Raw genomic sequence first — 216 nt, forward strand, 5'->3', positions numbered from 1 at the left:
TGTTGACTTTGATGAGTTTGATAAAGGACAGCCTGCGGATGAACTTGGTGATGGCCTTGGTGATGTACTTGTTGCTGATGGTGGCCTTGGTGATGATGTTGACCGTGGTGATGATGTTGACCGTGGTGACCATGATGAGTTTGATGAGTTTGATAAAGAACAGCCTGCGGATGAATTTGGTGGTGGCCTTGGTGATGTACTTGTTGTTGATGACCA

1 pseudogene is annotated in these 216 nt (G+C 46.3%); it reads left to right on the top strand.

The features are described 5' to 3' along the window. Positions 1-216: pseudogene (locus MR071_RS25340) on the top strand (hypothetical protein); the annotation flags it as partial.

The organism is Bacillus cereus group sp. BfR-BA-01316 (genome assembly GCF_022664195.1).
Lineage (GTDB): Bacteria > Bacillota > Bacilli > Bacillales > Bacillaceae_G > Bacillus_A.